The organism is Antarctobacter heliothermus, assembly GCF_002237555.1.
GTDB classification, from domain to species: Bacteria; Pseudomonadota; Alphaproteobacteria; order Rhodobacterales; family Rhodobacteraceae; genus Antarctobacter; species Antarctobacter heliothermus_B.
On record NZ_CP022541.1, the window covers coordinates 43413 to 69106 of the forward strand.

General features: G+C 62.2%; 19 protein-coding genes and 4 pseudogenes. 11 read left to right on the plus strand and 12 right to left on the minus strand.

What is annotated here, in order from left to right:
* Nucleotides 1-17 precede the first annotated feature (17 nt).
* The 3 genes from ANTHELSMS3_RS22685 to ANTHELSMS3_RS25695 all read right to left on the minus strand — a co-directional run bounded on the left by ANTHELSMS3_RS22685 (nucleotide 18) and on the right by ANTHELSMS3_RS25695 (nucleotide 5299).
* The gene (locus ANTHELSMS3_RS22685; RefSeq protein WP_198319968.1) at nucleotides 18-3026 is read right to left on the minus strand and encodes a G8 domain-containing protein; all 3009 of its coding nucleotides are present in this window, start codon (nucleotides 3024-3026) and stop codon (nucleotides 18-20) included.
* A gap of 774 nt (nucleotides 3027-3800) precedes the next feature.
* Nucleotides 3801-4949, minus strand: a complete 1149-nt coding sequence (locus tag ANTHELSMS3_RS22690) for a glycosyltransferase family 4 protein (protein ID WP_157733621.1) — start codon at nucleotides 4947-4949, stop codon at nucleotides 3801-3803.
* Nucleotides 4950-5068: 119 nt separating this feature from the next.
* On the minus strand, nucleotides 5069-5299 hold the full coding sequence (locus ANTHELSMS3_RS25695) for a hypothetical protein (RefSeq protein WP_157733622.1): 231 nt from the start codon (nucleotides 5297-5299) through the stop codon (nucleotides 5069-5071).
* A gap of 41 nt (nucleotides 5300-5340) precedes the next feature.
* Between ANTHELSMS3_RS25695 and ANTHELSMS3_RS22695 the strand changes: the two genes are divergently transcribed.
* Complete coding sequence (locus tag ANTHELSMS3_RS22695) at nucleotides 5341-6255, plus strand: hypothetical protein (protein ID WP_094037339.1); 915 nt, start codon at nucleotides 5341-5343, stop codon at nucleotides 6253-6255.
* Nucleotides 6256-6260: 5 nt separating this feature from the next.
* On the opposite strand, the gene ANTHELSMS3_RS22700 is transcribed toward ANTHELSMS3_RS22695, so the two are convergent.
* Entirely contained in the window at nucleotides 6261-7673 is a 1413-nt protein-coding gene (locus tag ANTHELSMS3_RS22700; RefSeq protein WP_094037340.1) for a lipopolysaccharide biosynthesis protein, read from the minus strand.
* A gap of 263 nt (nucleotides 7674-7936) precedes the next feature.
* Here ANTHELSMS3_RS22700 and ANTHELSMS3_RS22705 point away from each other — a divergent pair, with 263 nt between their 5' ends.
* Nucleotides 7937-8737 (plus strand): class I SAM-dependent methyltransferase, encoded by an 801-nt coding sequence (locus ANTHELSMS3_RS22705; protein ID WP_094037341.1) that lies wholly within the window; start codon nucleotides 7937-7939, stop codon nucleotides 8735-8737.
* Nucleotides 8734-9891, plus strand: coding sequence for a glycosyltransferase family 4 protein (locus tag ANTHELSMS3_RS22710; RefSeq protein ID WP_094037342.1), 1158 nt, complete (start codon nucleotides 8734-8736; stop codon nucleotides 9889-9891). The genes ANTHELSMS3_RS22705 and ANTHELSMS3_RS22710 overlap by 4 nt, the downstream gene beginning before the upstream one ends.
* Before the next feature lie 7 nt (nucleotides 9892-9898).
* Here ANTHELSMS3_RS22710 and ANTHELSMS3_RS22715 read toward each other — a convergent pair whose 3' ends face one another.
* From ANTHELSMS3_RS22715 to ANTHELSMS3_RS22730, 4 genes are read right to left on the minus strand one after another with little or no spacing between them, the layout of a single operon-like run.
* Nucleotides 9899-10798 (minus strand): sulfotransferase family protein, encoded by a 900-nt coding sequence (locus ANTHELSMS3_RS22715; protein WP_254694967.1) that lies wholly within the window; start codon nucleotides 10796-10798, stop codon nucleotides 9899-9901.
* 9 nt (nucleotides 10799-10807) lie between these two features.
* A complete protein-coding gene (locus ANTHELSMS3_RS22720; protein WP_254694968.1) occupies nucleotides 10808-11959 on the minus strand; it encodes a glycosyltransferase family 1 protein in 1152 nt (383 codons plus the stop codon).
* A gap of 5 nt (nucleotides 11960-11964) precedes the next feature.
* Entirely contained in the window at nucleotides 11965-12942 is a 978-nt protein-coding gene (locus ANTHELSMS3_RS22725; protein ID WP_094037345.1) for a glycosyltransferase family 2 protein, read from the minus strand.
* Nucleotides 12929-13762 (minus strand): family 16 glycosylhydrolase, encoded by an 834-nt coding sequence (locus ANTHELSMS3_RS22730; RefSeq protein ID WP_094037346.1) that lies wholly within the window; start codon nucleotides 13760-13762, stop codon nucleotides 12929-12931. Before ANTHELSMS3_RS22730 ends, ANTHELSMS3_RS22725 begins: the two co-directional genes overlap by 14 nt.
* Before the next feature lie 34 nt (nucleotides 13763-13796).
* Here ANTHELSMS3_RS22730 and ANTHELSMS3_RS22735 point away from each other — a divergent pair, with 34 nt between their 5' ends.
* The 6 genes and pseudogenes from ANTHELSMS3_RS22735 (at nucleotide 13797) to ANTHELSMS3_RS22755 (ending at nucleotide 19528) form a co-directional block, all read left to right on the plus strand.
* Entirely contained in the window at nucleotides 13797-14750 is a 954-nt protein-coding gene (locus ANTHELSMS3_RS22735; protein WP_094037347.1) for a glycosyltransferase family 2 protein, read from the plus strand.
* Nucleotides 14751-15373: 623 nt separating this feature from the next.
* Entirely contained in the window at nucleotides 15374-16288 is a 915-nt protein-coding gene (locus tag ANTHELSMS3_RS22740; RefSeq protein ID WP_094037348.1) for a lysylphosphatidylglycerol synthase transmembrane domain-containing protein, read from the plus strand.
* 69 nt (nucleotides 16289-16357) lie between these two features.
* Entirely contained in the window at nucleotides 16358-17089 is a 732-nt protein-coding gene (locus ANTHELSMS3_RS22745) for a TylF/MycF/NovP-related O-methyltransferase (protein ID WP_094037349.1), read from the plus strand.
* A 321-nt stretch (nucleotides 17090-17410) separates the two neighbouring features.
* Nucleotides 17411-17602: pseudogene (locus ANTHELSMS3_RS26620) on the plus strand (hypothetical protein); the annotation flags it as partial.
* Between the two features lie 123 nt (nucleotides 17603-17725).
* Nucleotides 17726-17887 (plus strand): annotated as a pseudogene (locus tag ANTHELSMS3_RS26625) (DapH/DapD/GlmU-related protein); the annotation flags it as partial.
* A 21-nt stretch (nucleotides 17888-17908) separates the two neighbouring features.
* Nucleotides 17909-19528, plus strand: a complete 1620-nt coding sequence (locus ANTHELSMS3_RS22755) for a hypothetical protein (RefSeq protein WP_157733623.1) — start codon at nucleotides 17909-17911, stop codon at nucleotides 19526-19528.
* Between the two features lie 18 nt (nucleotides 19529-19546).
* Here the strand turns inward: ANTHELSMS3_RS22755 and ANTHELSMS3_RS22760 are convergent, their stop codons facing one another.
* From ANTHELSMS3_RS22760 to ANTHELSMS3_RS22775, 4 genes are all read right to left on the minus strand, one after another.
* Complete coding sequence (locus tag ANTHELSMS3_RS22760; RefSeq protein ID WP_094037352.1) at nucleotides 19547-20713, minus strand: glycosyl transferase; 1167 nt, start codon at nucleotides 20711-20713, stop codon at nucleotides 19547-19549.
* Nucleotides 20710-21627, minus strand: a complete 918-nt coding sequence (locus tag ANTHELSMS3_RS22765) for a sulfotransferase domain-containing protein (RefSeq protein ID WP_094037353.1) — start codon at nucleotides 21625-21627, stop codon at nucleotides 20710-20712. Before ANTHELSMS3_RS22765 ends, ANTHELSMS3_RS22760 begins: the two co-directional genes overlap by 4 nt.
* 84 nt (nucleotides 21628-21711) lie before the next feature.
* Nucleotides 21712-22512 (minus strand): formyltransferase family protein, encoded by an 801-nt coding sequence (locus ANTHELSMS3_RS22770; RefSeq protein ID WP_094037354.1) that lies wholly within the window; start codon nucleotides 22510-22512, stop codon nucleotides 21712-21714.
* On the minus strand, nucleotides 22509-23300 hold the full coding sequence (locus tag ANTHELSMS3_RS22775; RefSeq protein WP_157733624.1) for a PIG-L deacetylase family protein: 792 nt from the start codon (nucleotides 23298-23300) through the stop codon (nucleotides 22509-22511). The genes ANTHELSMS3_RS22770 and ANTHELSMS3_RS22775 overlap by 4 nt, the downstream gene beginning before the upstream one ends.
* A gap of 349 nt (nucleotides 23301-23649) precedes the next feature.
* Here ANTHELSMS3_RS22775 and istA point away from each other — a divergent pair.
* Nucleotides 23650-24998: pseudogene (gene istA / locus ANTHELSMS3_RS22780) on the plus strand (IS21 family transposase); the annotation flags it as partial.
* A pseudogene (gene istB, locus ANTHELSMS3_RS22785) lies at nucleotides 24904-25656 on the plus strand (IS21-like element helper ATPase IstB). The pseudogenes istA and istB, both read left to right, overlap by 95 nt.
* Nucleotides 25657-25694 lie beyond the last annotated feature (38 nt).

The following is a 25694-nucleotide window of genomic DNA, read 5'->3' on the forward strand; positions in this document are numbered from 1 at the left end:
CTTGCAGGTCACTTCGGTTACAGGCCGAAGTCGTTTACGGTCAGCCCTGTTACGTCGGCGACGCGGATTTCTGCGTCCGCTGTTCCGTCGCCGTTCACGTCAAGCTGAACAATCGTCGATCCGTTGGACGTTTCGAACAGCCGCAACTCGGCATTTCCGGAAGGCGAGAAGGCCTTGGTTCCCCGGAATTCGAATGTCCCGGGCACCATGTCGGTCAGATCGATTTGGTCCACACCCTTTTCAAAGTCGAGTATCTGGTCCCGCGTCGCCCCGATGCCAGCGTCGCCAACCGAGGCAAACACGAAGGTGTCCGCGTCGCTGCCGCCGGTCAGGAAGTCCATCCCCGTGCCGCCTGACAGCTGGTCGTTTCCACCCTCTCCGCGTAGAACGTCATTGCCGCTGCCTCCAACGATCTGGTCCGCTCCCGTGCCGCCATCAATCGTGTCGTCACCCTCGTTCCCGATCAGGGTGTCATTCCCGCCCTGACCCACAAGCACGTCGTTGCCGCCGCGGCCTGTAAGGGCATTCGCAGCACCGTTGCCATAAAGTTTATCGTTGCCCAGACCCGAGGTCACATTCTGGATCCCGACGAACCGATCCATACCGTGACCGGTATTCTGCAGTGCCATGGTTGTGAGGTTCACGATTGTATCGGTGGCGCCCTGAAAGATCACCGTGTCGATACCTTCGCCGCCGATGAAGACATCGTCTCCCGCATCACCGCGAAACTGGTCGTTGCCTTCGCCGCCACTCAAGGTGTCATTTCCGGCCCCGCCAAACAGGGTGTCGTCCCCGGCGGAGCCTTCGAGACGATTTGCAGCACTGTCGCCGAGGAGCTGGTCGCCTGGGATGGCGGGTTCGACGGGGTCGGGGGCGTCGACGGATGTTGTGTCGAAGCCGTAGTCGAAGTCGGCGTTTTCGATCGTGGGGGTGGGATATGCGTCGAGGGCGAAGGGTGCGAGGTCGCTGTCGTCGAAGCCCTCGAGCTTGAGCTCGATGATGACCGGGTGCTGGGTGCCGCTCAGCCGTTCGGTGACCCAGAACACGACCGGGGTGACCCAGGCGCCGTCGGGTTTTTGCCAGGTGCCGTGCACGGTGAGGAATTCGTCCAGCGAGAAGTTCCGGTGCCAGGTGGTGTCATAGTTCACCAGTTTCAGGCTGGCGCCCTCATAGGAGGAGGCCTGATTGCTGATGCTGCCGATGATGTTCTCGTAGAAGACCCGCGTGCCCAGCCCGTCGGTGACGGTTCCGGTGACGTGCACCTGGTTGTCGCCGGGCGCGAGGGTCACATCGGCGTCCGCACCGAGGGTGAAGGTCAGGCCGGCATCTGGGTCGGCGTCCTCTTTGGACAGGACGGTCGGGAGCGGGTTCTGATAGTTGATGCCAAACTGCGCAAAGTAGTTGGTCCAGTAGGACGTATCCCCCTTGTCGCTGTCGTAGGCGATGTCGAACATCTGGCCGATGTTTGTGGTCTCGACATCGTAGAGGACGGCCTCGTGGCTGATGCCATGCGCTTTCCACACCAGCCCAAAGTCGGACACCCGGATGTCGTTCATGACGGCCGAAGAGTTCTTGCCCCACATGGTGAAGGCGATGCCACTGCCGCTCCAGTCGGAATCGATGAATTCATAGTTGAACCCATAGTTCATCAGGTTGATGCCGTCCTTGCCGCCCCAGATGTCAAAGTCCCGGATCACGCTGAGCGTGTCGCTGTGATTGGCGAACTGGCGGTGGTAGACGCGGAATGCCTCGGTCGAGGTCATGACGGTGTTGCCGGTGAAGTCAGCGATCACGCCTTCCTCGTGGTCGATGGCGACGTCGAACGGATCGGCGTCGAACTTCATCTGCTCACGCTCGAACATCTTGCGGTGGATGCCGTCGTTCGGCGCCTTGTCGGGATCGTCTTCGGCAAAGCCCTCGTGGCCGGAAAAGTCCCAGCCCAGCTTGGAGTTTGCCGCGATATTGTCCTGCTGGACGATGATCCGCGACTGGTTCGAATAGGCCGCGCCCTGGTCGCCGTTGCCGTTCTTGTCCTCGGCGTCGTAGCCGGTCACGCTGCTGACAAGGTTGCGCATCCAGGCACCGGTCTCGTTGCCCCATTCGGACACGATGCCGGCGCCGGTGACGTCATAGACGATGTTGTCGTTCACCATCGCGCGGCTTTCGTGCTGGACGATGCCCCAGCCCGGGCTGCCGATGACGGCATTGCCGATGAGCATGTTGGTGGGCGCATCGACGCCGGTGCCGATCTGGTGCAGGTGCAGCGGATAGCGCCCTTCCGGGTTGGTGGCGCTGGTCTCGAGCGATTTGTCGGTGCGTCCCAGATCCTCGAAGGCGGCGTAGCGCACGCTATTGACGGATCCGTCTTCGGGGTTGGGCGTGCTGTTGTGCAGCATCACATGGCCGCGCGTGCCCTCGGGGTTCTCTGAACTGAAGGTGACGTTCCGCGACAGGTTGCCGACGTAGATGTCGGCCTCCATGCTGGTCGGCCCTTCGTGGGCGTAATCCAGCGGTTTGTCGAAATAGATCCTGTCGCCCTCGACCTTGACGATGGTCCGCGTCTCATCTTGGGTCATCAGGACGCCGTTGTTGTCCTCGCCCAGGTATTTTGTCCCGACGACAAGGATCGTATCCCCGGCGGTCCAGTTGGTCAGATCGCCTTCGACGGCCATGGAGGTGGCGCCTGCGGGCACGTCTTGTTTGATGACCAGATGGCTTTCTTTTGCTGCGCCCTGAATGTCGACTTCGCCAAAGGCGACAAGACCGTGTCCCAGCATGTCGGGGTCGTCGGAGGTGTTGATGGGCGTGTCGCGGAAGACGATGTTGATCTCGACATTGGCGGGGATCGGATCGGCCATGGACCCGGCGTCGAAATGGGATCCCATCGTTGTGACAATGGTCTCGACCCGCATCTCTGTGCTGTGTGCCCGGGTGAAGGTCAGGTCGCCATCGAGGCGGATCGTTCCCAGAGCCGGGGAGGATTTGACATCGTAAACTATTGAAATACCGTCAGGGATGTGTACCATGGCATCTCTGCCGGGCACGATTCCATCCGCCCATGTACCAGGGTTGCTCCACGCTCCATTTTTGACAGCGACGTGAGTAGCATCACTTGGATCGAGCAAAGCATTTGCTTGCTGCATGTGGACCATGTGGGAAGTGTTCATAGGAGAAGCCTCTTTAGCGGGGGGCGACAACCTCTGGCACGCAACGTGTCAAAGGGCGGCGGGCCGGTCAGGGCTCGCCGCATCAGAATTCAAGTGAGATGTGGCTGCGGACATCAGAAATGTCCGCAGGCAAGCCAACTTTGAAATGCTTTCTAGCTACGCGGCGTGAGTGTGCCGTGTGGTTGGTTCTTCAGTTGGCTTGATGATGCTGCCGTGATGCCTTGCCTGTCTCGTCTTGCCCTTATGCCTGCCATTTTACGGATATTGCTGAAGTCTGTACTGCTGCACACGCTTACGAACTCAAGCTTGGGTTTTTTAACCCAAGTTTAGCCTTAATACCCCAAGTTTAGTGGTTAACGGGAAAAGTGGGCGAAAATATGCTCACAATATGAGAGTTTTGTGCGAAAATCTGGCCTTAGCCGGCACCTTCCGAGGGGTAAGGAGCCGGCAGGAGCAGGGATTTGCGCCCAATTTTGGGCTGCAACGAAGGGCTCCGGTTGCAGTGACGAACGGGTGTTGTGAGGGAATCTGGACAGGCCGATTCCGTTGTGTCGTCATTTCAGTCTACGGAATTTTTAGGTGCGCCCGGGCCCGGGTTTACTTGTCTCGCTGGTCTGAAGTCTGCCCGCAGCTTCATGCGACGCTAGGCGCTCCCAGAAGGTCGAGGTAGAGGGCCTCCAACTCGGGCCCTCTTTTGGAGGCATCGAACCTGTCCTGGGCAGTCTGGAACGCGTTGTCGGACAGGGTTTCCAGCAAGCCGCGGTCGTGGACCAGGGCCTCAAGCCGAGACAGGATGGACATGCCCACGTCCTCGGCGGTGGTTCTGAGAATGCGCTGATACTCGGGGCTGTCGTGATCATGGGCCCAAAGCTGATCCCAGATTCCCATGTCGGTCACAGGAAGGTCGATCAGGTATCCATTGTACCCGTCCTCTATCACTTCGGGCAGAGCGCAGCAGGCGGTTCCGATCACCGGTACGCCCATCGCGAAGGACTCGATCACGGAGTAGCCATAGGTGTCGGACAGGGTTGGTAGAAGGCTGACATCTGCCGAAGAGAGCAATTCAAGCAGGGCCGCATTCGGTATCTTGCCGTGATGATGCACGTTTGGCAGGTCGAGTGCCGCGAGAAGGTCGGCAGCGAAGTCCAGGTTGGTGGGGTCCGTCCAGACACCGTTCCTTGCCCCCATGGTCATGTTGGACACGATGTGAAATTCGATCGGCCAGCCACGTTGCTGTGCCACCTTGGCGGCGTGCAGAACGGAAAGCCCGCCCTTGCGAATGAAATGCCCGCCCACAAAGACGCAGCGCAGTGTTTTGGCCTGCCGCCGATCTGCTCTGGGGCGGGATTTTGGCACCGGGATGTTCGGATGAATCGGATTGGTCAGCTTTGCCAAGAGTGCCTCATACAGGGGGCTGCCTTGGTGCTGGTTCAGAAACATCTTGCGGGCGAAACCCGAGATCGGGACGATTGCGCGACACCGGCGAGAGGCGAGGCGTCTTGAAAAATAACGAAACGCAGCGCTGTCTTCGTAATTGAACAGCCGCGGCAGATGGCTCTCGAAGGTAATGACGAAAGGCCGGGGGCCAAGCGGAATTCGGTTGAACGTCGCAATCAGATCCGCGTCCAAAGCCGGCGTGAGCAGAGCGACCTCGAACGGTTTCCAGATCTTGTGCAGGGGCAGCCATTTCCGGGTTTCCATACGGACATGGCGCGGGTTTCTGGGGGTGTTGAATTGCGACGGATATCCGAAGGGACGCAGTACTTTGGGAGGTCGCATCATGTGTGTATGGTCTCCCAAGAATTGATGTAAAAGCGCCTCCTCCAGAAAACTCAAAGCCTGAATGAGAGGCCGCAAAGGGTAATTTAATAATTTTAATTTCAGCCACGCGGGGAAGGGTTTCAAGGAAAATATGCCTTTGGAGGACGAAGCGTATCGCCCTTTTGCCTGCCCGGCGGGCTGACCGAGAGGCGGAACAACCGCACCATTGCCAGAAAAAGCGCAACAAGAGGCCCGGCATTCTGCCGGATGCGGCGCCACCCTTGCCGCATAATGCTTGATCCGCCCGCGATGACCGGCAAAATGATTTGCGGACGATTGATTTGCGCTTCTGTCAACTCGATGAAATCCATGCAGCTGTCGCTGTGATCGCATTAACAGCGGGAAATGATGAATGCAGAGTGTGACAAACCCGACGGTTGTTTTTATCGCCGGAGAGGGGCGTTCGGGGTCGACGGTCCTCGACCGATGTATCGGGACCGCCGAAGGGGTCGCCTCTTTCAACGAGATGCACGAGATCGTTCACCAATACCGGCGCAACAGGAAGCGCTGCAGTTGCGGGGACCTGCCTCAGGACTGTGCTTTCTGGCGCGAGGTTTTTGCCGATGAGGGTCTCTCGACGAACCTGGGCGAACTGGAGAGCGGGTTTGAACGCTACGACGGATCGCGTAACGCGATCCGTCTGCTGCTGGGGTTCTATGGCCCGGAAGATCGGCGTCGCCTTCGGCGGTACGGTGACCTGACCGCCGGTCTGTATCGCCGGATCGCTGAGGTGGCCGGTGTCTCGGTCATCGTCGACTCGTCGAAGAACCCCTCGCGGGCGCTGATCCTCAAGCGCTATGCGGGTCTTGAGGTCTGGTGCCTGCATCTGGTCCGCAACCCGGTCGCGGTGGCCGAGTCTTGGGCGCGCGCCAAGAGCGGCATGGACGACAACCTGCCGACCTACGAGCGCGCCGCGACCTATACCCGCTGGGCGCTCAAGAACCTCGCCTGCGAAGCGCTCCGGTTTGCGGTGCCCTACAAACGCATGCGCTTTGAGGCTTTCACTGCCGCGCCACGCAAGGGGCTGAGCGAAATCAAGGCATGGGTGCCGGCGCTGCGGGGCAGGGGGGACGGGTTCGAAAGCGAACAAGAGGTCCGCTTTGAACCGTTCCACAGTCTGCAGGGCAACCCCGATCGGTTCGAGAGCGGCCTTGTCGAAATCCGCCGCAGCAGGTCCCGCCCGCTTGCCGACAGCGGGTTGTCATGGTTCCAGCGCGGTTTGGCCTCTAGATACGGGTATGGTCGATCAGATGACCTGTCGGGGTGAGCAGCTTATCCGTTGAGCGAAGAGGTGGCCCTGCGGATCGAGGCGATCTGCGGCAGGATGGCGGCGGCCCATGTCAGGGGCAGCGCGGCGCAGGCCAGCCCAAGCATCTGCCACGCGGTAAACGTCAGACTGCAGGTGGCCAGCGCGCCCCAGGCCATGGCAGAGACCCCGGCGGAAACACCCATCGCCCGTAAGACGGCCAGTTGGGACACTGGGCAGACACGCTGCGCAAAGGCAAGATAACGCGGCAGGTAGCAGATCGAGAATCCCGAAATGACGAGCGCCACGGCTTCGAGCCCGAAAGGCACGGCCAAGGCCACGACCACGGTGCGTAGAATCGTGCGCTCGGTGATCATCCACAACCGCAGGCGTGTTCGGTCGAGCGCCTGAAGCATGACCCCTACGCATGAGGTTATAACTTCGAGCGCGACCCCGACCGCGGCGAGTGTGAAGATCGCGGCGGCAGGTGCCCAGGTTTCGGACAGAAGGAGTGGAAAAAGACTGCTGGCGCTTCCGGCCAGAATGGCGATTGGTGGAAATATTGCCACAGACAGCAGCAGGCAGCTCGCCGTATAAATGTCCGCGACCTTCTGGCCGTCGTGCTGGGCTTTTGCCATCCGCACATAGACGGCCTGTGCAACGGGGCCGCCGACGGCGGTCCTTGGCAGGTTCAGGAACCTCTGGGCCATCGAAAACAGGCCCAGCGACCCGGCGCCGAGGATCGCGCCGATGAACAGCACCGGCACCTGCCTCTGGGCGCTGAAGATCAGCGAAACGCCGACATTGTCGCCAGCAAACCGGATGTGCGCGCCAAGCGGGGTAAAGTTGCGTGGGGGGCCGGGGCGGAAATGACTGTAGGCGATGGCACCGATCGTCTGAACCGCCGTAAGCACGATCTGCTGGGCAACCAAAGACCAGACTCCAGCCCCGGCGACGGCAAGAGCAATGACAGTGACCAGACCAGCAAGGCCAGCTACGGCACGAATGACTGCCAGTCGCGGGAATTGCCCGTCCTTTTCCATTTGGGCCACGGCCACGGCTGAAAGCGAATTGAGAAAGGGCAGGACAGCAAGGGCCGACAACAGCCAAAGCAAAGGAGGGCGGTCAAACAGGTTTGCCCAGAGCGGCGCGATGGCCATGGTGACAATCATCAGACCGAGCCCGACACAGGTCAGCAACCAGAAGACGCTGTTCCACTCTGCCGGATCGTAGTGCGTTTGCCGGATCAGCGACCGCCCCATTCCGGCATCGCTCAGGAGCTGGGCAAAGATGATGACGGTCATCGCCTGTGCCATGTCGCCAAATTCTACCGGGTCAAGAAATCTGGCGACGACGGGCAGGACGAGTACCTGCGAGAGGGCGATAAATATCCGAGACGCGCTCAGGGAACCTGCGTTGACGAGAAAGGTCTTGGCCATCCGAATGCACCGCTGCAACGTGCGGCCCTGTATTTGTCACGCGCGGTTGCGCCACTGTGTCTTGCACCTGTGCCGCCGCCGCCCAGGTCTACTATCCGGACATCAATACGACACTTTGTTTACGCACGTCTTTCGTTTACCACAACTTATTGCGTGCCTTCATTTATGCTCCGTTGGAGAAGTTGCGATTATACGGCATTTTAGATGGTGCGGCGTTTGGCATCCTGATTTTTAGCCATTCTTAAGGGGGCAGGGATCACTTGATGAAACGAAGAGTTCCGACAACCCACCGGCTTGACCGAAATGAGGACAGTCCACCCGAAGGGCCTGCGGACCCGATTGGGGAAACAGCAAAGGAAACCGCCGACGTGGCGGCGTCGACCGAGGCCTATTCGCGCCGCTTTTCCGGCCGGGTCGGAGCATGGATGCTGGGCGTGCAGTCGGCGACTCTACTGGCGATGTTGCTGGATCTCTCGGACGGCTCTGTGCTCGATGTCGGCGGAGGTCATGCGCAGGTGTCGCCGATGCTGGATGATATGGGCTATAGCACACACACAGTGGTCAGCAGTCCCGAAGCGACCGAGCGACTTATTCGGATGGGGAAATCCGGTCAGAAAATCCGCGTCGGCGATCTCATGGATTTGCCGTTCGCCGACCGCAGTTTCGGTGCGGTCGTATCGGTCCGCATGATGGCCCACGTTCAGGACTTGCCTGGCTATGTGGGGGAACTCTGCCGTGTCGCCGATCGGGCCGTCGTCGTCGATTACACGTGCCTGCAGGGTCTCGGACGGGCGGGCACCTGGTTGTTTTCGGCGAAGCGCGCGCTCGAAGGTGACACCAGACCGTATACCGTCAGTTATCGGTCAGAGGTTTCCGAATTGTTCGAGAAGAATGGCTTTATGATAGATCAACACGTCGGGCAGTTCGCGCTTCCGTTGGTCCTGCACCGCAAGCTGCGGGTGACGTATATATCAAGAGCGTTGGAATTCGTGTTGCGGCCGCTGGCGCGCCGGTTCGGCAATCCGGTTCTTCTGCGGGCAACCCGGCGGGACGAAACCTCATGAAGATCCTCGTTCTGGCCCCACAGCCGTTCTTTGTTCCGCGTGGCACGCCGATTGCCGTGCGCGCGCTTCTTCAAGTGCTGACCTCGGAAGGGCACGAATGTGACGCCGTGGTCTTTGCCGAAGGCACCGACCCCGAAATCGAGGGATGCCGGATCTTTCGGGTGCCGGCCTTTCCGGGCACCCGGAACATGCCGCCTGGCTTTTCGCTTAAAAAGATCGTGGCGGACATCGGGCTGACGTGGATCGCTGCGGGCCGGATGCGCCGGGCGTCCTATGACCTCGTGATTGCGGTCGAGGAGGCGGCCTTTATCGCGATGATGCTGCGGCCAATCTTCAAGGTGCCCTACATCTACGACATGGACAGTTCGATCCCCGAGCAGATGGACGACAAGTTCGGCCTGCCGGGCTGGCTGCGGCGCTGGCTTGCCGGGGTCGAGGGCCGCGCGGCGCGCAAGAGCATCGGTGCGCTGACCTGCTGTCGCGCGCTGCAATCGACGGTCGAGGGGTATGCGCCCGGTCTGCCGGTGCAGACGATCGAGGACGTGACGCTGATCGAGGCGCCCGGCGCGCCGCCCGAGGATTGCAGGTTCGACGAACCGATCGTCATGTATATCGGCAATCTCGAAAGCTATCAGGGAGTGGATCTTTTGATCCGCGGTTTTGCGCGGGCCATCGAAGGAGGGCGCCGCGCGCGGCTGGTCATCATCGGGGGGACAGAGGCGCATGTGGCGGCGCATGCCGCCCTCGCACAGGAACTGGGTATCGGCGACAGTGTCAGTCTGCTGGGGCCGCGCCCGGTTGAGCGGATCGCTGATTATCTTGGCGAAGCGACCATCGTCGCCTCTCCCCGCACGCAGGGCCGCAACACGCCGATGAAGGTCTATTCCTATCTCGACAGCGGCAGCCCCCTGATCGCGACCCGGCTGTCGACCCATACGCAGGTGCTGGACGACGAGATCACGATGCTTGTCGATCCCAACGCCGAGGACATGGCGCGCGGCCTTGTCGAATTGCTGGAGGATGCCAGCCTGCGTGATCGGCTGGCCACGGCGGCGCAGCAGCGGGTCTTGGAAGAGTTTAGCCCCGCCGCCTACCGTCGCAAGCTGACCGGTTTCTTCGACAGGCACATCCTGCCGCAGATTGGCCAAAGCTGACAAAGCGTCAGGCGTATCCCAGCTCTGTCAGCCAACGGTGGAAATCCGCGGGCACCGAGGCCAGTTCGCTCTCGCTGACCGCGCTGCGCCATGTCCCGATCGAACTTGTAGAGATGGCGCCGGTGACGCTGGCGTGGTGGCTTAGTTGCTCGACGTCACCCAGAGAGCCCACATCGGCGGTCAGCATACGGGGGGCAAAGTCCAGCCCGGCCCAGTCGAAGACCTTTGCAAATGCGGTCTCGGGCGTGGCGACAAGATCCTCATAGCGGATCTGCATCACGTTTGGCGACCAGCGGGCCAACCGGGCGCAGGCGGCGTTGGCGTCGCACCAGCGGCGCGCCGCGCCTTCGAAATCCGCGATCAGCCCGGCCTTGCGATAGGACAGCGCCACGTCGCGCCCGTCCCGGATCAGCCAGAGATACCGGGCGCGGGGAAACATCTGGGCGATGGCCGGTAGGTGGTAGGTGTTCCAAGGGGTCTTGTCGCCCCAGCGCGTCGCGGTGGATCCGCTCTTGCGCGCGAGATAGAAAAAGAACGCCTCTATCAGAGGGCGCAGCTTGCGCGGCCGCAACTGCATGGCCTCGGCCGCGAACTCGTCGAGGTTCGGCAGCCCGAAGGTGGGCCAGTGCTTGTGCTTCTCGAAATGTGCGCAAAACAGCCAGACGCGTTCGCGCCAAGTCAGCAGGGCGGCGCGCGGCCACAATTCGATCAGGTCGCCCAGTACAAAGGTCTCGGGCGGGATGTAGATCTGGTCCGAGGCAACTAATATTCGCCGCACTAAGGTGTTGCCGCTCCGCCCGGAACCGATGACAAAGAGCGGTTCCCCTGCGCGCGCCGGTGAGAGCCGCAGGCGTGGCATCGCCAAGGCGTGACCGCGCCGGATGAGGCGTGAAGCGATGGCAGACACGACCGTTCCCTAACCCGTTTTGCCGCTCAGCCGCCGCCGATAATGGCCGCCGAGCTTTTTTGCCAGAACCAGCGGCGACACTGCGGCCCCTTGCCGGCTTGTCTCTCCGTGATCGTCGGCGATCTGTTCCAGCCTTGCTCCCAAGGATTCACTTGCGTAGAGCGCCGCCATCCTGCGGCGCACGTCTGAGGCCTTGTCGCGGGCGGCCGCCGGATCCGATGCAAGTCTATCGACGGCGTTGCGGACCTCTGTGGGCGTACAATAGGCGGCAAGATCGCCGAACGTCTGCTGCAAACGGGGATCCAGCAGGAGTGGCCGTCCGCAAAGTCCCGCCTCGACCACCGTTCTGCCAAAGGCTTCGTTGAGGCGCGGATGGTAGTGGTAGACAAAGACATCGAGCGAATTAAGGAAGTCGGGAACCGCCTCGGCGCCGAATTCCAACGCCTCCCAGCCCTCAGGATGCGCGCCTTTCCCGGCCAGTGCGGCGGTCGGGCATCCCAAAACGCGGACTTTCAGGTCTGGCCCCACCGGTAGAGAGGCATCAATGTCTGGGCCCGTCGCCGGGAATTTCAGCGGGTCCGACCGACCGTGCCGCCCGATTGTCAGCGGCCCGCTGTCCGGGAAGGGCTGTCGTGTTATCGTCCAATCCGACACGTCAAAGACATTCGGCCAATCGACGGACGTCTGCCGTAGGAAAGGCGCAAAGGCGGCGATCTGCGCCCGGACCATGCCCGAGACCGGCGCAATCCATGCCGACAGACCCAGCGCGGCGCGCGCCCGGCGGATCGCATCCAAGGGGTTATATTCCAGCGACCCGTCGGCCCGGAACGGCAGGTGATGGGCGACAATCACGGCCCGATCCGCCGAGAGGTTGGCGCGTTCCTCAATCCCGCGGGCAAAGACCAGGGGGTGGTGCAGAAACGCCAGCCGGCCGTGCGCAGCACATCCCGGCGAAAGCCGGGTGACACCGGGCAAATCCGCCAGCGCCAGCGCCTTGGGATTGGGGGGATCGCGGCTATCGTCCAGGTAGGCGGAGCGCACAAAAAGCAGTCCGACACGCAATCCCAGCCCCGACATCGCGGTCACATCGGTGACCAGCGCGGCGGTGCTGCCGCCTGCAAAACGCGCATCTGCAACGACGAGGCAATCGAAGATTTCCACCGCGCCTATCCCGCGCCCGTGCGGCGTCGGGCGCGGACCAGGGCCTCACGTATGAGGCGACCGAAGAGGTCTACCGTGACTTGGGGCGGTGCCCAAAAGCAGCGCAGGGCTGCGACCGGATCCGCGTCACGCACCGCATCGATGAGCTTGCGCCAGGCCCATTTCTTGTATTGCTCCATCATGTGCGCCTCAAGCGCGCGTCGGGTGTCGGCGGAGAGGTCCTTGCGGGCCAGTAGGGCACGGTCCGCTGCGACCAGATGGGCGTGGGCCTCTGTCGGATGCCGACCCGACAGCGAGTTCGGCCGCACGGTCGCGACATACCCGGTTGGCCCGGTCAGCAGGAACACCGCTCCTTCAAGAAGCGCCTGCATATAGAACACGTAATCCTCTCCCAGGCGGACGTTGGGGTCATAGTTCAGCCCGTGCCGGTCCAGAAAGCTGCGGGACATGAGAGGTTTCACGAACCCCATCTCGCGGCGGCCGCCGTGGCCAGCGGATAGGTTGGACGCCACGAAATCGGCGGAGTTCACGGGGATCGTCCCAGTCACGTCGCCAAGCATCGGGCGACGGGTGGCTTCCGGAGCGCCCACGTCGAGCTTCCACAGGTCGTCGGCCATGAAATCGGCCCCGTGTCGCGCGGCCAGATCCAGCAGGCGGGCAAGGCGGTCGGGTTCCATCCAGTCGTCGGAATCCAGAACCGCGATCCAAGGTGCTCGGCCCGCCGCGATGGCTCGGTTGCGCGCTGCAGAAGGGCCACCGTTCTCTGGCTGGCACAGGACGGTCAGGCGCGGATCGTCCTTGGCCCGGGCCTCTGCCAACGCCCGCGTATTGTCGGTGGACCGGTCATCGACCACGATAACCTCGACGGGCACCGTCTGTGACATGGCTGAATCGATGGCCCTGATGATCGTCTCTTCGGCATTCCATGCGGCGATGACGACCGTAACCAGCGGATTATTCTGGCTGGGATCAATCATCGACATCCAGCGTGGCGATCTCTTGCTCTGAGCACATGGGCGCCGCCTCGTCCGGGGGGCGGTAGGAGATGCAGTGGTAGGTCACGACGGACCTGGTGTCGGGGGCGGCGGTGCCGGACCACTGTGCCTGACCGGTGCCGCCGGTCCATATATTGATGTAGATGCGCCCCGGGATGTCCGGGATGGCATGATCCGGGGCCTCGATACGGTAGAACTCCCGGCCATCGACATACCAGACCAGCCGATCCGGGAGCCAGTCCAACGCATAAAGGTGCGGTCCCGCGGCCGCGTCGAACCCGAGGTCAAGCCACTTGCCGGGCAGGTTCTTGCCCTTGGCGAACCGGTTGATCCAGACTTTGGTCGTGTCGCGACCGAGGAACTCGAAATCGATCTCGTCGTGCGGATCCCCGAAAAAGGGCCCGGTGTAGAGGAAGAAGCTTGAAATCACGCCGTCCCCTGGGGCCGCTGTCATCTCGACCTCGTAATGGCCGTAATAGGTGCGTCGGGCGCGCTGGATCTCGGAGCCAAAAAAGTCATGCTGCGCCTCAGCTGGCGCGGGATGTAGCCAAAGTTCCAGCGGGGTACCCTTGGCCCTGCCATGCGTCACGGATTGGCGTTTCCAGATCGTCTTGTAGTGAGAGTCCTTGACGGCGAAATGGCTGATACGCCAGCCTTCGGGAAATGGCTTGCCATCGTCGAACCGCGACAGGAAGGCACCTTCCGGCTGTGCCTTTGCGTCGACGGCTGAAAGGCCGATTCCACAGACAGCAGCGAGAATAAGCGCGATACGCGGGCACTGGACTAGTTGACCGGCGAATATCTTCATAAGCATAACCTTGGGTCAAGAATGAGGAAATGCTATGACGAGTCGCCGGGTCAAGGCAACGATCATTGTCGCGGCTTGGCGCGCCGAAGACACGCTTTCCCGGAGCGTGCGCAGCGCGCTTGCGCAGGATATCGGTTCGCTTGAGGTGATCGTGGTCGACGACGCCTCGCCGGACGGCACCTCGCGTGCTACACGGGAATTGATGGCCGTGGACCCACGGGTGCGGCTGCTGACGCTGGACCGGAACGGGGGTCCATCGGCGGCGCGCAATGCCGCCATCGAGGCCGCGCGTGGTGAATGGCTCGCAGTGCTCGACAGCGACGACCAGATGCAGCCAGAGCGACTTTTGCGGATGATCACCTTTGCCGAAAGCGTCGGCGCGGACTGCGTGTATGACGATCTGCAACCGGTCGATCCGGAGGGCAGGCCGCTCGGGTCCAGCCATCTGGCTGCGCTGGCCATCAATAGCCCGCAAAAGTGGCCGATTGAGCGGTTTCTGACGGGCTGCCGCGCGCTGCCGGGGCAGGCCGCACTGGGGTATCTCAAGCCGGTTCTGCGGCGCAGTTTCGTGATGCAAAACGGGCTGCGCTACGACACCAACTTGCGGAATGGAGAGGATTTCCACCTGATCGCGGAACTGCTTGCCGTCGGAGGGGAGCTTTGGTTTCTGCCGACCCCCGGTTATCTCTATACGCACCGTGATGGATCCATTTCGCGCCGCCTGAACCCCGATCACGCGCGCGCGCTGCTTCATGCGGATAAGGCTTTCTGCGCCCGCCATGTCGATACGCTGAGCGCCGAGGCCCGTCGTCTCATGCGCCAACGCGACCGCAACTTCGCCGATCTTGCTGCAGCCGAGATCGCGATCAGGGCGATCAAGAGCGGCAAGCTTCTTCGCGCCACAGGGACGCTTTTGCGGCGACCGTCTGCGGCGATCCGGATGTTCAGGCAGATCCGCGGCGGGCTCGCGCGGCGCAGAGCGGTATGATTCGCATGCGGCGTGAACAGAGATGCCGGTTTCGCAAGCATTGTGCCATTTGACAGACGCCCCGGAACAGTCTTCTCTATATTATGGTGCACTCGGGTGGTTGGGCGCTAGATGTAGGCTGCGTCCTGAATTTTTCTTGATCGAAGCGTAAAGTTGCTAACACTTCGTTAAGATCTGGTGGCTTGGCCGCTGCAGCCGATTTCTTTTTAGGACATTTTGTAAAGGGCGCTGCTGCGCCCGGGGCAGACGGATTGTGGAGAAGGGGAATGATTGATAAAAGAGGCATCTGTGGCTCTCGGTATACGGAAAACGCATCAGGCCAAGGATCCGGAGCGTGAACTGCCGTGCAACAATTTGGGCGAGCGGGTGTCTTGACGTCTGCACGCAATCGCTTTGCATCGGCGGGACCGGCTTACCAAGCACCCTGCCTATGATGCGCCCGGGTCAACCTGACCCGATCGAACGCTTGCCAAGTGTCTAGGCTCAGACCTCCATATTTCAACTCGGATGCTGGGCAAACGGACGCGGCACAGAACCTGGGCGAACCTCCGCCGATAGGCCGCAAGTCGCGGTTTCGGAAACGTCTGCTGACTGGTCTCAAGCTGTGCGTCGTCGTTGTCCTGATGATCTGGATCGTCCGCAACGCGGACACCTCATCGGTCTTTGCGGCGATGCGGGGGGCCAACCTTTGGCTGCTTGCGGCGGCGGTCGGCATGCAGGTCCTCGGTGCCGCGATCATGGCCGCCCGGTGGCGACTGCTGCTGGAGGTGCGCGATGTCAGGCCCGGTTTCGGCTATCTCTTTACCGCGACGGTCAGCGCGTTTTTCTTTCGCCAGTTCCTGCCTTCGGTCGTCGGGGGGGACGCAATCCGCAGTGTCGCAGCTTGGCGGGCAGGGGCCGATCCCGGCTTTGCCGCGCTGTCTCTGGTTGCGGACCGGTTGTTCGGCCTGCTTGCGCTGATCCTGTTCCTTGTCGTGGCTTCTGTCTTTATGACACAGGTCGCCGGGGGATTGCCTGGACTATGGGCCGGAATGGGCCTTGCCATGGCGGTGGTCGGTGGCGGGCTGGTGTTCCTCATGGCACCCGGACGGATTCGGCTGCCGGCCCGTGCCCCGGCGAGGCTGCACCGGATCCTCGACGCCATGCGCGTCTTCGCGGGCGCGCACCGGATCATTCCTTCCTGCCTCGGCCTGTCCATCCTGCTTCAGATCAACGTTGTCACCTTCTACTGGGTCATCGGTCAGGCGCTTGGCCTCGATGTGCCTTATGGAGCCTTTTACGTGATCGTTCCGATCGCGATCTTTATGATGATGGCCCCGTTTTCCATCAACGGCATCGGCATACGGGAGGTGGCCTTTATCTACCTGCTGGGGGTCTGGAACATTGAACGCGAGCTGGCGCTCGCCTTTGCCTGGCTGGAGTTCGGCACCATTCTCACCGCCGGGCTGCTCGGCGGGGCGGTTTACCTGCTGCACCGGGCCCCACAGAGCACTGCTCTTCGGGGCGACCGTGGCGAAGGAGCGACCGATGTCACGTGACCACCGACTGCCGTGGCTCGGGCGGCTTTTGCAACACCTGTACGTACAATTTGACCAGAGGGTATCTCCATGCGTGTGAAATCAGCGATTGAAGCCGTTCTACGGCGCTCGCCTCCGCTCTACCGGCTCGGCTCGCGGCTGTATCACAAGATGAACCCCGAGTTCCGAACGTTGAGCCCCGGAGCGCCCGGCGCGATCCAGAAGGCGTTCGAGTTCGGTCGCACCGACCCGGATGCGTCGGCCTTTTCCGGCGACTACCACGAATTCGGCCTGTTCCGTGGCGGGACGTTTCTGGCGGCAGGCCAAATTGTCGATGAAATGGGCCTGAAAGACGTGCGTCTTTATGGCTACGACTCTTTTGAAGGCCTGCCAGAGGCCACGGGCCTCGACGCCGGCGATCCACGTTTCTTCGAGGGGCAGTTTGCCTGCTCGCGCGAAGAGGTCGAGGCGAACCTGGCCGGGCACGGCATGGACATGTCGCGCGCCGTACTTGTCGAAGGCTTCTATGAAGACTCGCTCACCGAAGAGCTGCATGCGGCACATCCGTTTCGGCCCGCTTCGGTCGTGTTGCTTGACTGCGATTACTATTCCTCGACGATCTGCGCGATGGACTGGCTTGATCGCTACATCCGTGCCGGAACGGTTCTTCTGTTCGACGACTGGTTCAGCTACGGAAACGACCCCGACATGGGACAGCCCAAGGCTCTGGAAGACTGGCTGGCGGCGCGGCCGCAGTGGCGGGTCGAGCAATTGGATGATTTCGAGGAAAACGGGCGCGGATTTGTCGTCCGGAACGCCTGAGGAGGGCAGGGGGACCCGATCATGACCCAGAGGCCCGACACACTGCCCGAGACGATACAGCAAGAGCCGCCTGCCCATAAGGACCGGGTTGTCGATCTGCTGAGCTCCGAAGGCTCTGCCCTGTCGAAGTACCAGACTGTCTTTGTTGGGGTCCACGGGCTCTGGCCGACAGTGCGCTACGATCTGACCATGATGCTGGCGTCGGGCATGCGGGGGGCCTTGGGCTTTGCCTTGCGCAAGGCGCTTTTTCCGCGTCTGCTCGGGGTGGCGGGCGCGGGCGTGACCTTTGGCAGGTCGATTTCCCTGCGATGTCCGGGCCGCATGTCGCTTGGCGATAATGTGACCATAGACGATCACTGTTCGCTTGATGCGCGTGGGGCCCTCTCCGCAAGCGATTTCACCATCGGCGCGGCGACCCTGATCGCGCGGGACACGATCCTGCTTGTCAAGCAGGGCCATCTGCGGATCGGCGCGCGCTGTTCGATCGGCAGCCAGTGTTTTCTGGGCGCCGTGTCCGGTATCGAAATCGGCGACGACACGATCATCGCGGGGCAATGTTATTTCGGCGGCGGGCGCTATCATACGAAGCTTGGGGCTGGCACGATGCAGCAGCAGGGGCTGACGACACGGGGGGCCGTTGTCATCGGCAAGGACGTCTGGATCGGCGCGGGCGTCAAGGTGCTGGACGGGGTCCGCATCGGCGATGGCGCGATTATCGGGGCTGGCGCAGTGGTGACCGGCGATGTCGCACCCGCGGCCATCGTTGGGGGCGTTCCGGCAAAACAGATTGGTGAGCGAACTTAGGAAAAGGGGGGATACATGGTCCGATCTTTCCAGCGGCCCAGCGGGGATCGCACGCCATCCGGAGCTGCGGACCGACCGCGCGGGACAGTGTTTGCCGGGGGGGTGCTGGTGCTCGCGGCTGCGGTCGCCCTGCGGCTCGGCCTGTTGCACGCCCCCGGGGAGTTTGATGAATTCTACCACCTGCTTGCCGCGCGCGGCTGGGGTGAGACTGGCAGCCCCCGCATCCTGGACGGAGAGTACTGGCGCGGCGCGCTGTTCACGCGCTTGGTCGCCGCCCTGTTTGCGATCACCGGGTCGCAGGACCTGCCGATGGCGCGTCTGGTTGCGATTCCTGCCGGATCGCTGATCCCGGTGGTCCTGTTCCTGTGGATCTACCGGGTCGTTGGTCCGGGAACGGCGGTTCTGGCCGCCGCTTTCGCCGTCCTCTGGCCGCAGGGAATCCTGGAATCCCAGCTTGCACGCTTTTACACGATCCAAGCCCTGACATTCTTCTCGGGCGCGGTGGCGTTCTATATGTTTCTCGTCGGCCCGGCTGGGACGCGGATTTTGTATGGGTTGGTCGCGGTGCTCTTCTGGTGTTTGGCGGTCCACTTTCAGGTGAGTTCGGTCATCGGCATCGCGGCGGCGCTGCTCGGCGGGCTGGTGGTGGTCGCCGTCCGCCAGAAATTCAGCCTGCGGGGCTGGTTTTTTCTGGGATCCGTCATGGTGTCGCTGTCCCTGATTGCCGTTGTGGCCCTTAGCACGACGGGGGCGCTCGAACGGGCTTGGGCCTTTTATCGCTGGACACCGTTACATGCAGCGGGGACGCGCGATTACTATGGCTTCTATTTCAACCAGCTTGAGACGTCCTACGGCGCGCTGTGGCTGGCAAGCGTCGTGCTTGTCCCGCTGGGGTTGCGGGTCAACGCTGGGCTCACCGTCTATTGCGGCACGATCTTCACAGCCTGCTTCCTGGTCCATTCCTTCGGTGGGATGAAGTCACTGCGCTACCTGTCCTACGCAACACCGTTTCTCTTCGTGCTGTGGGCGCTGGGGCTGCGCTCGGGGGTCGCGCTGGTGACACGGCGCCTTGATCCGAAACTTCGGGTCGGGTTTGTGCTTGTGGCGGGCGTGGCCGTCGTGGCGACAACGCAGTTCGTTCCCAGATCATTGCAACTGGCGGGGGGCGAAGGTCTGCCGCCCCGCGGCGACTGGAGCGCGGGGCGGGCGGTCGTCGGCGATTGGAGCAGCGTGCCGTTTGTCGCCACCACGCGCGAGTTGCAGCAGATTGCGTATATCGGCCCCTACGATGTTCTGTTCAGCCAAAGCCGGGTCACAGAGCTGAGGCCGCCAACAGATTTCGGAATTGACCCACGCACCGGGCGACCGGTTGTGGGCACCGGCGAAAACATCGCGGGTGTTCTGTACTGCGTGCCCGACGGGATTCTCGTGACGTCACCGGACTGGTGGTATGCTGGGGGCTGGGAAGACGGGCTGGAGCCGGTGCTGACCGCAAGAGACGCCATCGTGAACAAGCGTGAGGCGGACGAAATCGTTGTTATCCGCTGGCAACACAAGCGTCCGGTGCCCGATATCTGCGCCACCCTGTTTCAGGAGCTGCCCGCCGCCGCGCGTGCGTCTGACAAGGCATCCTAGGCGCGGCCATCCGGTTGGTCACGGCAGGAGCGCGGCGGTGATTTCCTCGGGGGACTGACGAAAACTGTCCTCAGGCATCGAGAGTATGGCACGGCGCTGCGCGGCGACGACTTCGTGTGACAGGCCGGACAGCAGCGAGGTCAGCGCCTCTGCCGTCGGTTTCGCCACGGTCCAGCCCAACCCCTGGGCCACGCGTCGGCCCGTTTCGGTGCCGGACACGGCGATCGACGGACAACCGAAGTATCCGGCTTCATAGATCCGGTTGGGCAGCAGCCAGGTCGAGTTCGTACCCCATTGCCACAGGTCCTGTACCCAGACCGCATCGCAATCGCGATAGATCCGCTCTAGCCCGTCGGGGTAATCGTAGGGACCATGATAGGTCACGTTCTCGCGGGCGGCGACGATCTGGTCAAAGTCGGGCAGCATGTGGTCATGGACGATCCCGTGCATTTGCAGGCTGACCCCCGGGCCCAGTCGATCAGCCGTCTTTATGAGGATGGCGAGGCTTTGCGGGCAGCGCAATGTGCCGACCCAGCCCACGACAACCGGTTGTCCGGATTGCTTGGGAACCACGGTGTCCGGCGCGGGCCGGACAGGGCCTTCGTCACTGACCCAGATCTTGTTCTCCACCAGCTTTACTTCGCCGGACCAGCCCTGCACTGGCGCGAAATATTCGCGGTCAAAAGCGGGAGAGGAAACGATGATCGCGTTTGTTTGTTTCAGTAGCCGCCGCTCGACCCCCCGTGCGATGCGTCCCTTGGCCCCGGCATGTGTCATCATGTCGTGGATATCGAGGGCCTCGTAGACCATCCGTGGACGCGGTCGGATCATGCTTTTGGCCACCGCAGCGACGATCAGCATGTCAAGATTGCGCGCCACGATCGTCTTTGCGCCCTTCAGCCGTTCGCGGTTCCGCCACAGGATCGGTATGGCCGCAAGGATTCGCCATATTCGCTGGCCCATTGCTGCGTTGCGCGTCTCGCCCAGATCGACATTGGGCCAGAACGGCTCTGCGTTGTGGGTCATGTTCTCACGGCGCATCGTAAAGCCGCTGACGTCAAAACCACAGTCCAGATAGGCGCGGATACGGCGCTGCTGCGCCGCCTCAGCCGCGTCAAAGCCAAAGACCAGAAGTTTGTGTGGCCTGTCGGACCCGTGAAGGTGGCTGTTGGTTGGGGCGTTCACCTGTCCTGCCCCACCTCCCAGGGAAGCCGGTCGCGGCCCAGCATCACACGCAGTTCCGTCATTTCATCCTCAAAAAGGCTCCGAAGACGGCATTCAGTTTCTGGGCGCATTGGGGGCACCTCGTCGCGCACCTCGATGCGGTTGGCCTTGAGAAGCTGCGCAATAGGCGGCTTTGCCTTGATCCGCGCCAACATGGGCTCAAGGCCGCGCCGGCGCATCCAGTCGCCCCCGGCCCGCAACCCGACGCGTAACGCGGGCAGCCGGGCGCGGTCGCTTTCGTTGCGGCGCTCGTGCAGGATTGCGCTGTCAAAGCCGTCGTCCACGCCGAGGAACCCGAAAAGCCTGCGGGCTGCGGCGCTGGCATCGGCAGAGATGTCCTCGGCAAACAGCACCAGCATCCGGTTCGTGGCGAAGGCCTCACGCCATCTGCCGAGATGCGTGGCATAAAGTCCCTGCTCGACATAGGCCGGGTTGTTGGCCAGTCCGTCCTCAAAGGCGACTGGATCGATATGCCCCTTGATGATCTCGTGGAGGTGATTGGAAAACGCGCGCTTTACCGGATCGCGCAAGAGCAGCACGATCTTGAGATCAGGATTGTAGGCCCGCGCCCGCCCCGGTGCGCGCGGGTCGTGAAAATAGGACGGTGAGCTTTCAAACCGGACTGAGCAGGCGGCGTCCTTGTCGAAATGGCTTTCGTACCAGCGATAGCCGCGGTCGAAATAGTAGCTGAAGAAATCCAGCTCTTTGGGAGTGCTGACTCCGATCTCCGGGTGTGATCCCGCAACCGAATGTATCCAGGACGAGGCGCATTTCTGCGCCCCAAGACCGATGGCGCCGACACGCGCGGGGCGCGCCGTGGCGCCGGGGCTGGGGATCACCTGAGGCGCTGCTGTTGGCACGAAGTCAGAGCTCATCGGCGCAGGATACCCGGCTATTGGTGAGGGACCAACGGTTTGTCGGCGGGATCAGAATGGCGCCAACTGATGTTGCGCCTCGTCTCATGGCGCAGGCTTTCTGTTCATGGTCGCAATCACCTCATGCAGCACGTCAGGTGTGATGTCTGAATAACGATAGGTCCGGTCGTTAGCGTCTGGATCCTGCCTGCGTCGTTCGGCGGTGCCTGCAAGGACGACCCGGACGGCCTTTGGCATGGCGTCCAGTGCATTCAACTGGTTGCGCGCGCGCATCAGCCAAGGCCCGTCCGAGGCCTTTGCCGCCTGCGGAACCTGGGCGATGATGTCGCCGGTATCGATCCCCGGTTCGACATAGTGGATGGTCAGCCCGGCCTTGTCGAGATCACCGTTGCGCACCTGCCAAGTCTCGACGCGGGTGCCGCGATAGTCCGGCAACAAAGACCCATGCAGGTTCAGGACGCCCAGCGACGCCGCCCGCAGCATCGGCTCACGGATGATCGGTGTGCCGGTCAGCACAATGACCTTCGGTGCGAAACCGGCTTGCCAGCTTACATTCTGTTCCGCGTTAACCTCGGGACGTGGCACGCGACGGATGTCACAACCCTCGGGCCAGTCTGGCAACGGCCCGGCCCCTTCGAGAAAGACCTGACGGGCCTCGCGTTCGTAGCCCCAGACCACCTCCGACAACCGATGCTTTTTCGAAACAAGGCGTTTCAAGCGTGTCGCAACGCGGGAAAGAAGCCCGCGGCGCGGTTCTGGAGGCGGTGTCTCGAGCACGAGAACGCTGCGCAGTGGATCGTCCGTGCCGGAAAGCGCTGTCGCAAGACGCAGGGCCATGTGACGGCCCAAGGGCGTGTCGCCGGTAATCAGCCCGACACCGCTCATTGAGGGTTTCTCGCTGCTTGGGCGTCAAGTTTGAAAAACAATTCGCGGTCGTGAAAGAAGAAATCGAGAAAGCTGGGCGGCAATCCGTTCCAGCTATGCGCGCCCTCAAGCCCGCCGATCTGTGAACGATGACAGGCCAGCGCCTCTCGTTTGCGCTGCTTGAGATCCTTGATATCCACGGCAACCGCATTCAGGTTCCGCGCCGCCTGGCCTGCCTTGCGCAGACCGGCGATGAATCCGGCCTTATTGCTTGCCTTTTCGGGGCGCCAGGATCGAAAATCCCAAAACCACACCGGGTATTCCCAGACCGCCGCACCGCCAAGCCGCCCTTGCGCGTGCAGATTGCGCACAGCTTGCGCCAGCGCAACGTGATCCCGGTGACCGTCGCCCAAGGCACATACGAAGATTTCTGGCGGCGACAGTTCTGCGACGAGCGAGACGATCCGGTCCTCTAGCGCCGCTGCATGCGCGCCGAGCGCACCATCTGGGAAACCCAAAAACTGAACGTGGTCCTCTGCGACATCAAGCCGGGCGCAGGCTGCGACGGCCTCACGCGCACGCAAAGTTACGATGCCTTCCCTTGTCATATTCGCAGCCCCGGTCGCGGCCCCATCGGTCACCACGGCGACTTGAACCTGCTGCCCTGCTGCACGCTTGTGTATGACCAGCCCGCCGCAGCCCAACGTTTCGTCATCCGGATGGGGGGCCAGCACCAGACAGCCCCGACGGGTCAGTTCGGCCGAGCAATCCGTTGCCCGCCGCGCAACGCGTCGCCATAGACGCCGCATCGCTGCGCGTTCCAGACGAGGCCAGATTCTGGATAGGTTCACGGTTTTCATTTGGTCTGTTTAATTAACTGGAACGAACAATTTGCGCGGTCAGGCCGCCACGTCATGAAGTATTGCGGGGTTTTCCCGCAACTGACAACGTTTTAGGGCAGCTTTGCTGCGGCCTTCCCAAGGTCCGGAGACAATTGCCATCATGCGCGCGCTACCTAAAGCGCGCCTTCCATCGCCTGCGAGGGTAGCGACGTCGACCGAGGTCTTTCATCACCTTTGCTCCGCCGGGGTCTTCCAGCCAAGGCATTTGCGGGGCGCGGTTCTTGGTCTCGTCCTGACAGAACAACCTGACAAAGCCGATGGTGGCTATGATGCGGTCCGGCGATACGCGGCCTCCTGGTCCAAGGAGGAACAGGAGGCATCGGCCGCTGCCTATGTGCCGCTGAGCTTTGATCCGGGAGAGACCTACCAGTTCGACTGGAGCCACGAGATCGTGGTGATCGATGGCGCGACGACCACGGTAAAGGTGGCGCATGTCCGCCTCTGCCACAGCCGGATGCTGTTCGTGCGGGCCTACCCGCGCGAGACGCAGGAGATGGTGATTGATGCGCACGACAAGGCCTTTGCCTTCTTCCGTGGAGCCTGCGCGCGGGGCATCTAAGACAACATGAAGACAGCGGTGGACACGATCTTCGTCGGCCGCGACCGCGCCTACAACCGCCGGTTCCAGCAGATGTGCGGGCATTCCCTCGTCGATCCTGTTGCCTGCACCCCGGCCTCGGGCTGGGAGAAGGGACAGGTCGAGAACCAAGTCGGCGTTGTCAGACGGCGGTTCTTCGTGCCCCGGCCCAAGTTCAAGAGCTACGCCGAGCTCAACGCTTGGCTCGAGGATCGCTGCGTCACTTGGGCCAAGTCCAATCCGCATCCAGAGCTTCGGGATCGCACGACCTGGGAGGTGTTCCAGGCCGAGCGCCCGAGCCTGGTGCCCTACGTCGGCCCCTTCGACGGCGTCCATGCCGTTCCGGCGTCGGTCTCGAAGACCTGCCTCGTCCGGTTCGACAAGAACCGCTACACGGTGGATGGTCGCGCCTTCGGTCGGCCAGTCGAGATCCGCGCCTATGCCGAGCGCGTCGAGTTCTGGCAGGACGGCAAGATCGTAGGACAGCACGCACGCGCCTTTGGCCGCGACAAGGCCATCTACGACTCGCTGCACTACATTCCGGTGCTGGCCCGCAAGCCCGGTGCCCTCAGGAACGGGGCACCGTTCAAGGACTGGGAGTTGCCGCCCGCGATCAGGTGCGTGCAGCGCAAGCTTGGCAAGCTGCCGAACGGCGACCGGCACCCTCTCGGGACATCACTGCGTGATGCCCTGCCGGGCAGTGAATGGTTCAGATCCTGAGCATGATCCCGACCGACGGATTGGATGCGGTGGATGCTGCCTGTGCCGAAGCCCTGAACGAAGGAGCCCCTGCGGCCTCGGTCGTCATCAACATCTTGGCCCGACATCGGGAGCCGGCCCCGCCGCTGACCATCGATACGTCGGCCGCGTTGCGGCTGACTTGCGAGCCCGTGGCAGATTGCAAACGCTACGGCAGCCTCAGGAGACTCAACCATGGAGAGATCACAGGTGCTGGATGCGTCACGCCGAAGGCGTGCCTGCGGCACGACCCAACTGAAGCTCTACGGCATGAAGGCCGCCTACGATGAGATCATCACCACAGCGGAGAAGCGCCAGCACGAACCGCAACAGATCGTCGGCGACCTGCTGACCGCCGAGATCAGCGAGAAGCAGGCGCGCTCGATCAAATACCAGATGACGATTGCCAAGCTGCCACTGGCCAAGGAGGTCGATGAGTTCAGCTTCGAAGAAACGCCGGTCAACGAGACGCTAGTGCGCGATCTGGCCGCCGGGGAGTTCCTCGAACAGCAACGCAATGTCGTCCTCATCGGCGGCACCGGGACTGGCAAATCCCACCTTGCCGTCAGCATCGCCCGGGCCTGCATCCGGCGCGGCAAGCGGGGGCGCTTCTTCAATGTCGTAGACCTGGTAAACAAGCTCGATGCCGAAGCCCGTGCCGATCGACAGGGGCGCACCGCAGACCTGCTGTGCCGCCTCGGCTTCTTGATCCTCGACGAACTCGGCTATCTTCCCTTCGCTCAGACCGGCGGCCAGCTGCTGTTCCATCTCATCAGCCGCCTCTACGAGCGCACCTCGATCATCGTGACGACCAATCTCGACTTCGGCGAATAGCCTTCGGTCTTTGGCGACGCCAAGATGACCACTGCGCTGCTCGACCGGCTGACCCATCACTGTGACATCCTCGAAACCGGCAACGAGAGTTGGCGCTTCAAGACCCGAGAATGACCAAAACCCCGCTGGCCCGATACGGCTGCGCTGCATGG

Bases quoted from the DNA above. Each gene is read 5' to 3' on its own strand.
- ANTHELSMS3_RS22685 (WP_198319968.1), bottom strand. From the start codon at position 3,026: ATGGTACACATCCCTGACGGTATTTCAATAGTTTACGATGTCAAATCC.
- ANTHELSMS3_RS22690 (WP_157733621.1), bottom strand. From the start codon at position 4,949: ATGATGCGACCTCCCAAAGTACTGCGTCCCTTCGGATATCCGTCGCAA.
- ANTHELSMS3_RS25695 (WP_157733622.1), bottom strand. From the start codon at position 5,299: ATGGATTTCATCGAGTTGACAGAAGCGCAAATCAATCGTCCGCAAATC.
- ANTHELSMS3_RS22695 (WP_094037339.1), top strand. From the start codon at position 5,341: ATGCAGAGTGTGACAAACCCGACGGTTGTTTTTATCGCCGGAGAGGGG.
- ANTHELSMS3_RS22700 (WP_094037340.1), bottom strand. From the start codon at position 7,673: ATGGCCAAGACCTTTCTCGTCAACGCAGGTTCCCTGAGCGCGTCTCGG.
- ANTHELSMS3_RS22705 (WP_094037341.1), top strand. From the start codon at position 7,937: ATGAAACGAAGAGTTCCGACAACCCACCGGCTTGACCGAAATGAGGAC.
- ANTHELSMS3_RS22710 (WP_094037342.1), top strand. From the start codon at position 8,734: ATGAAGATCCTCGTTCTGGCCCCACAGCCGTTCTTTGTTCCGCGTGGC.
- ANTHELSMS3_RS22725 (WP_094037345.1), bottom strand. From the start codon at position 12,942: ATGTCGATGATTGATCCCAGCCAGAATAATCCGCTGGTTACGGTCGTC.
- ANTHELSMS3_RS22730 (WP_094037346.1), bottom strand. From the start codon at position 13,762: ATGAAGATATTCGCCGGTCAACTAGTCCAGTGCCCGCGTATCGCGCTT.
- ANTHELSMS3_RS22735 (WP_094037347.1), top strand. From the start codon at position 13,797: ATGACGAGTCGCCGGGTCAAGGCAACGATCATTGTCGCGGCTTGGCGC.
- ANTHELSMS3_RS22740 (WP_094037348.1), top strand. From the start codon at position 15,374: ATGATCTGGATCGTCCGCAACGCGGACACCTCATCGGTCTTTGCGGCG.
- ANTHELSMS3_RS22745 (WP_094037349.1), top strand. From the start codon at position 16,358: ATGCGTGTGAAATCAGCGATTGAAGCCGTTCTACGGCGCTCGCCTCCG.
- ANTHELSMS3_RS22755 (WP_157733623.1), top strand. From the start codon at position 17,909: ATGGTCCGATCTTTCCAGCGGCCCAGCGGGGATCGCACGCCATCCGGA.
- ANTHELSMS3_RS22765 (WP_094037353.1), bottom strand. From the start codon at position 21,627: ATGAGCTCTGACTTCGTGCCAACAGCAGCGCCTCAGGTGATCCCCAGC.
- ANTHELSMS3_RS22770 (WP_094037354.1), bottom strand. From the start codon at position 22,512: ATGAGCGGTGTCGGGCTGATTACCGGCGACACGCCCTTGGGCCGTCAC.
- ANTHELSMS3_RS22775 (WP_157733624.1), bottom strand. From the start codon at position 23,300: ATGCGGCGTCTATGGCGACGCGTTGCGCGGCGGGCAACGGATTGCTCG.